6 protein-coding genes are annotated in these 9,888 nt (G+C 45.7%); 2 read left to right on the top strand and 4 right to left on the bottom strand.

Going from position 1 to position 9,888, the window contains the following annotated elements:
- Nucleotides 1–1,080: 1,080 nt before the first annotated feature.
- Nucleotides 1,081–1,299: a hypothetical protein gene (locus ACOJTG_RS00940; RefSeq protein ID WP_420152080.1), complete on the bottom strand. Its 219-nt coding sequence runs from the start codon at nucleotides 1,297–1,299 to the stop codon at nucleotides 1,081–1,083.
- 219 nt (nucleotides 1,300–1,518) lie between these two features.
- Between ACOJTG_RS00940 and ACOJTG_RS00935 the strand changes: the two genes are divergently transcribed.
- Nucleotides 1,519–1,911: a hypothetical protein gene (locus tag ACOJTG_RS00935; RefSeq protein ID WP_420152079.1), complete on the top strand. Its 393-nt coding sequence runs from the start codon at nucleotides 1,519–1,521 to the stop codon at nucleotides 1,909–1,911.
- A gap of 9 nt (nucleotides 1,912–1,920) precedes the next feature.
- On the opposite strand, the gene ACOJTG_RS00930 is transcribed toward ACOJTG_RS00935, so the two are convergent.
- Nucleotides 1,921–4,311: a PAS domain S-box protein gene (locus tag ACOJTG_RS00930; protein ID WP_420152078.1), complete on the bottom strand. Its 2,391-nt coding sequence runs from the start codon at nucleotides 4,309–4,311 to the stop codon at nucleotides 1,921–1,923.
- Between the two features lie 786 nt (nucleotides 4,312–5,097).
- On the opposite strand from ACOJTG_RS00930, the gene ACOJTG_RS00925 reads away from it, so the two are divergent.
- Entirely contained in the window at nucleotides 5,098–5,565 is a 468-nt protein-coding gene (locus ACOJTG_RS00925; protein ID WP_420152077.1) for a response regulator, read from the top strand.
- 13 nt (nucleotides 5,566–5,578) lie between these two features.
- On the opposite strand, the gene ACOJTG_RS00920 is transcribed toward ACOJTG_RS00925, so the two are convergent.
- Complete coding sequence (locus tag ACOJTG_RS00920) at nucleotides 5,579–6,841, bottom strand: Hsp70 family protein (RefSeq protein WP_420152076.1); 1,263 nt, start codon at nucleotides 6,839–6,841, stop codon at nucleotides 5,579–5,581.
- Nucleotides 6,842–7,036: 195 nt separating this feature from the next.
- Nucleotides 7,037–9,862, bottom strand: a complete 2,826-nt coding sequence (locus tag ACOJTG_RS00915; RefSeq protein WP_420152075.1) for a PQQ-dependent sugar dehydrogenase — start codon at nucleotides 9,860–9,862, stop codon at nucleotides 7,037–7,039.
- Between the last annotated feature and the right edge of the window lie 26 nt (nucleotides 9,863–9,888).

The raw sequence follows: 9,888 nt of genomic DNA, 5'->3' as shown, positions 1-9,888 counted from the left end.
GGAGCATCTTTTAAAGGTACTTCGCTTGATACTCCACTAAGTCCATCAATGGAAGTGTCGGTCAATCCATTCGGACTGGCGGCCTTCTTGGCATTAATCTCTTCCTGTTTCATAGCAGTATACGTTTAAATGATTACGGCTATACGAGCAAAAATAACGTGCTTGGGGTATTCCGTCCGCTAGTTGAGTAGCTCAGGCGTCAGTCGAGTCTTTGAAACAGCGTAAAAACGTTTACTCTATTTTCTTAAAAAATTATTTTTCTGTATATACTGTAAATTCTATCCTTAGCGTTAGATAGGTACTAAGATCGGAGAGTGGCGGCTTGAAGATCTAATCTCTAAACGGCCTGTCCTGTGGGACCAGGCCGTTTGTGTTAACAAGTCTTTCAAAAAATGGGCAGAAAGCTTGCTCTAAACAAAAATCTTTTTTAGATTTGATTATGCTTCTCTACTTCGGGTGGAGAGCTTTAACAAACTGATCACTAACCCTCCTGACTCTCTGTTTGCAACTAGATTAGGAAAGAGAAAGCCCTACCTACGTAGGGCTTTCTCTTTTTAGTAACTAACTGTGACCGAAGGTATTCGGTTATTGTGCTTATAGGCTAGCCATAAGATTAATGCAAACGAAAGGTGACTTAAACTGAAAAGCAAGGGTATTGATTGATACTATTCTTTAAAGTAATTCAGTGCTACTGAACTAGCCTTGATAGAGGCCGCCTTTAAAACTGAGAAATTTATAGGCTGACCTTTAATCATGATCAGCTTGGCCAATACTTACCTTTTTTAGTGCTATAGCTGCATACCATTTATCTTTCTAAATAGGCCAAGATGATGGAATCAACCTGCCTGATTGTCTGCTTATATTTTTATCATCTGATAATAAAAGATTCAGGAATTAGCTATATAAAAACTAGCCACAAATAGATAGAATACTATAATAAATCTCAATTGTAGTGAATACGCCATGTGTCTAATGCATAGAAAAACCCTTCAAAAGCTAGTCAGTACACAAACATTAAATTCGTTGAGATGGCATTTAATGTTTGTATTGGTGTTGTCTATAAAGTACTGGTAATCAATATTATGAAAAGCCAAATTTGTCATCTTGATGTTCCGGCTCTAGGGCAGTGGTGATACTATTGGCAACCGATGCATACGATTCTTTTATAATTAAATAGTGGCTAGTTTCAAGATAAATACCCGTCGTATCATTCGTTACTTCTTCGAAAGCTACAATGGCTGAAGCCCTAATCTGAACTTCCTGGTTGTATTTTTGCGTAATAAATTTGATAAATTTCATGATCTTCGTCTGGTTTTAGTGAGTGTAATATGCGACATTCGCCATCTTATATAATTGGCTAATCGTTAACCTTGATAACTAAATTATTAATCTGAAATGGTACGATACGATTTAGCCATTAGGGCCTAAAAAACCGTTCTAAACCTTTTGTAAATAGGCATAGGATAAGTTGAGTACCAACAAAGATTTCTGAGTAATTTATTTTAATGAATTAAAATTATGTTAACCGCCGAACAGAAAAGAAAGCTAATTGAAGCGTTAGCAATCATTGGGAATGAACCCCTCTACGAAAACTTTGTTCATCAGCATTACGGGCAGTCCACTCAACGTATCGATCGTCTCAAACAGAAAATAGAAAGTGTAGCTCAGGTAGAATCCGTACGGTTTTGGGCTCGCCATTTGAAGTCAACGGATGGGCTTGAGCAGACCATCGAACGCGTACAGGTAATTGGTGATTTAACTTGTTCCATCGCCTACGCCGTCGCGGCATCGCTCAGACAGGACGCCGCCTATGAGCAGTGGAATACGCTAGATGAAGAAGGATTGACGGTGTTTTGTAGCGAGGTGGTACGCTCCGTATCCATTCGAAGTTTTATCACTAATGCCTTATAAGAGAGCATTTTACGAAATAGGTAGGGGAGGCATTGCAGGTAAATAGATGCGAAAGGTAGTTCCTTGGTCAGGGATGCTGGAAACGGTGATGGTACCATGATGATTTTCGACCACTTTTCGGCATATGGCTAGTCCAATCCCCGTTCCTTCGTATTTTTCTTTCGAATGCAGACGTTGAAACATCTGGAAAATGCGATCCTGATACGCCGGTTCAAATCCTATACCGCTATCCGAAATTTCAATCCAGTGATAGAAACGAACAAATCCATTGAACGTTTCCGAGATTTCTTCTGCTACCTGACTGCCGCTAATTTGGATGTGATTTAGTCGGTCAATGGCCCCGAATTTTAAGGCATTGGTCAACAGATTTTGCAGGAGTTGCTTCAGTTGAGACGCATTCCCCCATACGCTCGGTAGTTTACTAACGTCCAGTCGCACATTTTCCTGCTGAATTGATTCTTCCAAATCCTCCAGTACTTCTTCCACCAGCGAGGTAAGGGATACCTGAGCCATGGGGATTTCTTTTTGAGTAAGGGAAGAAAAAACCAAAAGGTCGTTGATTAACGTAGACATCCGGCGGGCCGAAGCGTGGATCCGATCGAGTGTACTGGCCCCTTTAGTACTGAGCAGCTGAGCTTCTGAATTGTACAATAAGGTTATAAATGACTGTATTTTCCGGAGCGGTTCCTGTAAATCGTGACTTGCTACAAAAGCAAATTGCCGAAGATTCTCGTTTGATTGTTCTAATTCCAAATTACTCAGTCGCAGTGCTTCGGTACGTTGTTGGACGAGTCGTTCCAGCTCTCGTTTAACCAGTTTCTGATTGGTAATATCCTGGGCCGTACCCGTCAGAGCATAGGCCAGACCGTCTTCGTTGGTTAGTGTACGGGCCTGAGCGTGAACGATGCGTTCCTGTCCCGTAAGTCGATTAATGATCGTAAATTCTTCATCACAGGGTGCTGAATATCCTGCCTGAATGGCCCGATTTAAGCTATTGCCGATGTGCTCAACGTCCTTGGGGTGAATAGTGAGTAACAGGGATTCTAGGTCCGACACGGCTTCTGTACCCAGCCAATCACTGATGCGATCCGACAAACTAATTTCTCCACGCTGAAGATCGAAATACCAGGTACCCAGCTCGGCGGTATCAATGGCGAGGCGGAGATTCTCTTCGGCCTCGGCAATCTTCTGCCGAGCTAGTACTCGCTCCGTAATATCAACGGCCATGTGCAGGATCGACCAGACTTCACCTCGCTCATTTAGTAAGGGCTTATACGTAAACTTGAACCAGTACGGGCGAAGCTGATCGCCGTCGTACAGTTCAGCTCGTTGTTCCTGCGTTTCATAAGGTATACCAGTGCGATAAACCTCTTTGAGAATCGCTTCAAAGGGTTGATCTTTCAGCTCGGGTAATGCTTCGCTCAGTTTCTTGCCAATAACGGAAGCATCCTTACTCCACATCTTTAGCAGAGCATCATTCGCCATCTCGATGCGAATGTCTTCGGTTACGTACAGACCGATGGCAAAAGGAGCTTGCCAGATGAGATTGTAAAAATGATCTTGGCTGATTTTTAGTTTTTGCTGGGTGATGACCCGATCTGTAATATCCAGTACAGCTCCGACGTAACCTTTAAACTGCCCGTTTGAATCGTAATGCGGATTTCCCGAACAATCAACCCAACGAAGGGAGCCATCCAGGTGCTCAATCCGAAATTCATTCCGATGCGGTCGGCGGGCTTGGAAGTCGGCCTGAAACAGTTGGGACGCTCTTTCGCGATCTTCTGTAACGATGGCATCTAACCAGCCTATGCCCAGGTGACTTGCTAAATGACGACCGGTCCAGTCTCCCCATTTCTGGCTAATATACGTGGTAAGGCCTTGTTGGTCAGACATCCACAGAGCTGCAGGAACTGCCTGCGTAATACTTTCAAAAATACTGGCGTTATCCTGAAGAACCTGTCGCGTATGTACTTCTTCCGTGATGTCTTGTACACTTCCGGCAAACCGATACAAACGGTTTGCCTCATCGAAATAGGCTTTGCCCTTGCCGTGCAACCAACGCTGTTTTCCGTTCATGACGGTTCGAAACTGGGCGTCGCAAGTGCAATGTTGCGGCGATTGGATAGCGGCTTGGATGGCATGCCGTAACACCGTATAATCGTCGGGATGGATGTGTCTGATGACCTCCGTATAGGTTACAATACTGGTATTGGGGAAACCAAAGAGTTCCTGACATATACTGTCCCAGTGAATGGTATGCCGTAACATATTCCAATCCCAAGTGCCTACACCGGCTGCTTCAAGTGCGTAACGATAATGTTCGCCCTGTTCGTGGAGCTGATGAAGGGTGGAGGGATTGAAATTTTCGTCCCTGCTATCTGGGGTAGAACCGAAAAGCATGTACTGATTTGGCGTATGATAAGGTTTATAGCGGTATAAACAAAGGCATCTTCACCAAGAACCATCGATGACTATCCTGAATAGTTAATGACGGACTATGGTGGTATTACCCGTGCCTGAGATGTACTAGAAAGCAGCGGGTTAAGCTAGTATTACAAAGAAAAGACTCGACCTACTCGCGTACAAGTAAATTCTAAATTAAGGACTCAATTATGTGCTATACAAAAAAATATTCTTTCAATACAAATTAAAAAAAGGCAAAATTGAGTGTATGTACTTAGTTTATGGGAGTGTAATGATCTAGGGTAGGCAACCGTTTCAATGATTGCAAAACAATCGGTTTGTAGATCGGTTATATACTCAAATCTCTTTCGCATTTGGCGGAATGTGTTGAGAGATAGAGTAGCTACTCAGCTCCCGTTTGTCGACGGACAACGGGAGTTTTTGCTTATTGGTACTACATTTTTAACACATAATAGGAACGGCTTGAAAGAGCCTTATGTAACTGAAGTAACAAATATTGAAAACCTGCTTGTAGATGCGAGCAGGTTTTCTTTTTATTTATATTAAATACAGATAATGTATTTCGATAAAATCAATTAAGTCATTCATTTAGAATAGTTTATTAAACTATTTGTCTGCTATTCAATTGTGATAAATTCATTTAACTATGGTCTAATTAAATTAGAAATAATCCTTGAATAATAGGACTTTGTTGGCCAAGGGAGTTGAAGAATTACCCGTATCTTTGCCAATGATCTATTGAAATGCATCTCGCCACCACCCATGAATAAAGATACTACGCCGCGTAATTTTAGAAAGGCTAAACTTTTAGTTGTAGAAGATAACCCGGATCATTGGTTTTTAATTGAGTCAGTATTAAAGCAGCAGTTACCGGAGGTAGAAGTGATTTGGATGTCGGATGCTTCAAAAACCATGACGTACCTTAACGATTGTAAGTCTAAATTACACGTTCTGCCTAAAGTAATTTTACTGGATTTGTATTTACCCAGTTCGCAAGAAGGCTTGCGTTTACTCCAGGCCATAAAATCGAAAAACTCTTCGTTTTATCACATTCCAACCATTGTACTCAGTCACTCCAGTGATGCGACAGACATCAGCCGGTGCTATGAGACGGGCGGAAGTTCGTACATAATAAAACCCACGCTGATTCAGCAGTGGGTTGATTATTTCAAGGAATTCCGGCGGTACTGGTGGAACATCGTTTCTTTGCCAGATCCTCAGTATCAATAAGTTCTCAGTTCTTTTACTGAGCTGAGAATTTATACTGACTATCATAGGCCAGGCCCAAACCGACACTCGAAAGTTTGTTTTCATCCGCCAGTGAGGCTTTCGGAAAAAGTCGGCGAAATTCCGATTGAATCAGTGGAACTTCCGTTGAACCGCCCGTCAAAATGACCAGATCAATCGCTTCGGCCGAAACGCCCGCTGCCTGAAGACAAGCCGTTGCCGCTCCGGAAATTTTCTCAACTTCGTCGGTGATGGCTGATTCGAACTGGGATCGCTGGATGGGAATACTAAAATCTTTTTCCAGAAAATCAAAGGGCATCTCGTGCTCCGTCAATGATGTGAGAGCGATTTTAGCTTGTTCGGCCGCTGCTAATAGGCTGTGGCCGGACTCCTGTTCGAGTACTTTCAACAGTCGTTGGTAGCGTTTGGGGTCCTGAGATTGCCCCAAAATTTGCCGGGTTTGCATGAGCATTTTCGGCGTATACAGGAAGTTTACCTTACTCCAGTCCGCCAGGTCGTGAAAAGGCTTGAGGGGTACATCGAGTTTCTTCTCTCCAAACGTAGTTTTGTACCCCAGCTCGGGCATGATCTCACTTAGACTGAGATCTTTATCAAAGTCGTTGCCACCCACCCGTACGCCCGTATTGGCCAGAATATCCGAGGTACGATCGGCTTTCGTACGGTTTTCCGGAGACAGCCGAATGACCGTAAAATCAGAAGTACCACCACCCAAATCCACTACCAGGGCCAACTTCTCTTCCGTCAAATTCACTTCATGAGCAAAGGCCGCGGCGATGGGTTCGTACTGAAAATCAATGTGTTTGAACCCAATGCGTTCGGCGATCGCATGTAATTCTCGCTGGGCCTGAGCATCGCCCGCGGGGTCATTATCAATGAAATGAACGGGTCGCCCGAGTACTACATGCTCAATGGATTGACCCGCATTTGCTTCTGCTTTTTCTTTCAGTTGCTGTAAAAAAGTAGCGATGATGGTGCTGAAATTCATCAGGGTTCCATTCACAAACGTACCCTGCTTCATGATGGACGTACCCAGCACTCGCTTGAGGCTTCGCATAAAACGACCTTCCTCTCGATCCAGAAATAACTGAATGGCTTTGCGACCATAATACGTGTGGCGGTCATTGCGGCGATAAAACAAAGCACTCGGAATGGTAACTGATTCATTTTCAACAGGAACCAGATGAATAGTGCCCTCGTGGGCTAGGGCAATGCTGGAATTAGACGTGCCAAAGTCAATCCCGCAGGAAATTTGGGTCATAGATCAAAGAATCTCAATACTAGAAAGGAATGGCAGGGAAAAGAAAGTGCCAGAATGTAATCTACTAAATTACTGACGGAAAAGTTCAGGTCAAAGAAAAGAAAGAGCAATGAAGAAAAGGATACGGAACTGGAAGGCAACTAACAAAAAAATCCCGGTGATAAGCCGGGATTTTTTGTTAATGTTAAAATGACCCTAATCCATAAACTTGATGGTCGAAACCGTCATCAGCGGTTGGATAGGTTTGGCTGTATGATTCTTGAAAACAAAGTACAAGTCATGTTGACCTTCCGTACTTTTCAGTTTCACGCGAACGGGTGGCCGGTAGAAAGGATCCCGTTTGGCAGGAACCTTACTGCCGGTCTTCGTCGTGTCGCCGGATTCGAGTTGGGCCATCACTTTTTCCACATCTACGGGGGGGGCCAATGTTACTTTGGTTTCACCCAAGAGGGGGCCGGTGGGTGAATCCAGGTGCACTTCAATGGTACCACCCACGTTTCCTTCGCGATCCTGAACAGTCGCACCCATTTCCAGTTGTTTCACGCCCGTCAGGTCAATGTTCTTGAAACCAATGAGTGCATTGGCATAGGGGATTACGTTGGTACCCTTGCCCATGCCGCGGACTTTCAGGTCAGCACCCTGTACCACGGCGGCTTCGGCGGCATACATTTGCGGACTGTGCAGCACGATGAGTTGTTCGGACGTCAGCATCGGAATGGTCTTCGCATTGATAGTATTGCCACGGTCGGTATACGCTACGCGAACCAGCACGGAACCCCGGCCGTTATCATCCTTTGGAATTTCCGGGGTATACTTGCCTTTGGTCGGTAGGGTGCTGTAGGTTTTGGTCGTGACATTGAGAATGTAATTGACAATCACATTCGCGTCCGCTACTGACATGGCCGGGTGACCGGGCATGGCTACTTCGCCCCAAACGCCGACACCACCGTTCCGAATTTTCTGCACCAGGCGGTCTTTCACTTTTTCATCACCTTTGTACTTGTTGGCAATATCGGTAAAGCTCGGACCTACTGATTTCGTACCCACCTGATGACAGACTTTACAGTCACTCTGACTGATCAGTGTCTGAGCGACTGCGTACTGGGTCGAAGCGTCCACACTCCGCTGACCCTGAATCACTTCCGCGTAATCAAACCCCTCTGACGTATAATCCATACTGAGTGCAACCCGGGCCGGCGTGATTTTCCCGTCTGCCAGACTGCCATCTTCCTTGTCCGCCACATTTACCTCATACTGAATCGGCTGATTCGGGAAGAAGAAAGTTTTGTTACCCAAGAGATTGATGGCGACTGCCGGAGGTTCATTGCCAGCCGTAATTTTCACCGACTGACTATTCGACGCTCCCTTGGCATCCGTTACCGTGAGGGTTGCCGTGTATACGCCCGCTTTGTCAAGCGTCAGGGATGGATTCGCGGTGGTAAATATCTTGGGCGTACCGCCCGCCGAACTTACCTTCCATTGATATTTCAAAGCATCACCGTCGTAGTCTTTGGTGCCATCGGCTGAGAGGGTCAGCTTCAGCGGAACGGTTCCGCCTTTTTTACTGGCCGATGCCTGCACGATAGGTTTGCGGTTTCCACTGTTATACTCGATGCGAACCAGCCGGGCATTGTCACTTTTGCGGAACCAGTTGCTTCCGTACTCCAGCACGTACATATCACCCTCGGGACCGAACTTCATGTCAATCGGTTCGACCGGATGATAGCTGGGTAATACCCGTTCCATCGACTGATAATCCCCCTGTTCATTCATGGTAATGGCCATAATCCAACCCCGGGAAAAATCAGTAACAATCCACTTGCCTTCATAATACGCAGGCCAGGGACGTTTCGCTCCCTTGAAATCCGACTGGTGATATACCGGTCCGCCGGTCGCACTTCGCGAACCCGTACCCACGAGTGGGAAGGTTTCCGAAACGCCGTAGGGGTAGTAAATGAAGTTCGGAGCTACCGCAGGTAATTCTTTCAAACCCGTATTGTTCGGAGAATTGTTTACTAGCCGTTGCGGGTCTTTCTTTTCCAGTGGCTTATTCTTTTCGTAATCGTATACGGGAAATGCCTGATCATTTCCGACAAACCAGGGCCAGCCAAAGTTACCGGGCTTACGAGCCTGGTTTAATTCATCGTAACCGCGAGGGCCAATTTCCGAGTCCTCCGTAGCATCCGGACCCACCTCTCCCCAGTACACGTAACCCGTTTTGCTATCCACCGAAATTCGCCAGGGGTTGCGGTGACCCATCGAATAAATTTCTGGACGGGTTTGGGCGGTACCTTTGGGAAACAAGTTTCCGGTAGGAATGGTATACGTGCCGTTCGCTTCCGGGTGAATGCGGAGGATTTTTCCGCGTAGGTCATTCGTATTTCCGGCGTGTCCCTGATCGTCCCAACTACTGCGGCCGGGTCGCTCGTCGGTTTGAGCCGCTTTCTGATTTCCGGTATTGTTACCGACGGTAAGGAACAGGTTGCCCGCTTTGTCCCAGGTCATGCCTCCACCCGTATGGCAGCATACTTCCCGTTGCGTCGGTACTTCGAGCAGTACTTTTTCGGAATTTTCCTGCAAATCATCTTCACCCACTTTCCAGCGAGTCAGCAGGTGTTTGTGCTCGGTGGGGTGGGCGTAGTACAGGTAGATCCAATGGTTTTGAGCGAAGTTAGGATCCACGGTCATGCCCATCAGTCCTTCTTCAGCTTCGGTAACTTTCCCTTCCTTACTGGTGTATTTGGTATTAACCGGAATCGTCGCGAGTAGATCTACCGATTTGGTTTTAGGGTTGTAGCGTTTCAGTCCACCTTTCCTCTCAATGATGAAAACGGTTCCATCTTTCATGACTTCAAACGTCATGGGCTCATCCAAATCTTCCACGACGGTGACGGGCGTAAACCGGCTTTCGTCGGGTTTGTCCTGAACCTGTGTATCCCTGGAAATAAACGAAGCCAAGCCCGCTGCCAGAGCGAGTTGAGCAGCCAGTGTAACCCGTCTATACGTACGGATTCGTTTCATAGATTTTGTCAGTTAAAATGCTGTTT

Origin of the sequence: Siphonobacter sp. (genome assembly GCF_048595215.1) — a bacterium.
GTDB lineage: Bacteria > Bacteroidota > Bacteroidia > Cytophagales > Spirosomataceae > Siphonobacter.
Note: the sequence above shows the minus strand (reverse complement) of the source record. Positions and strands in the feature narration are given on the sequence as shown.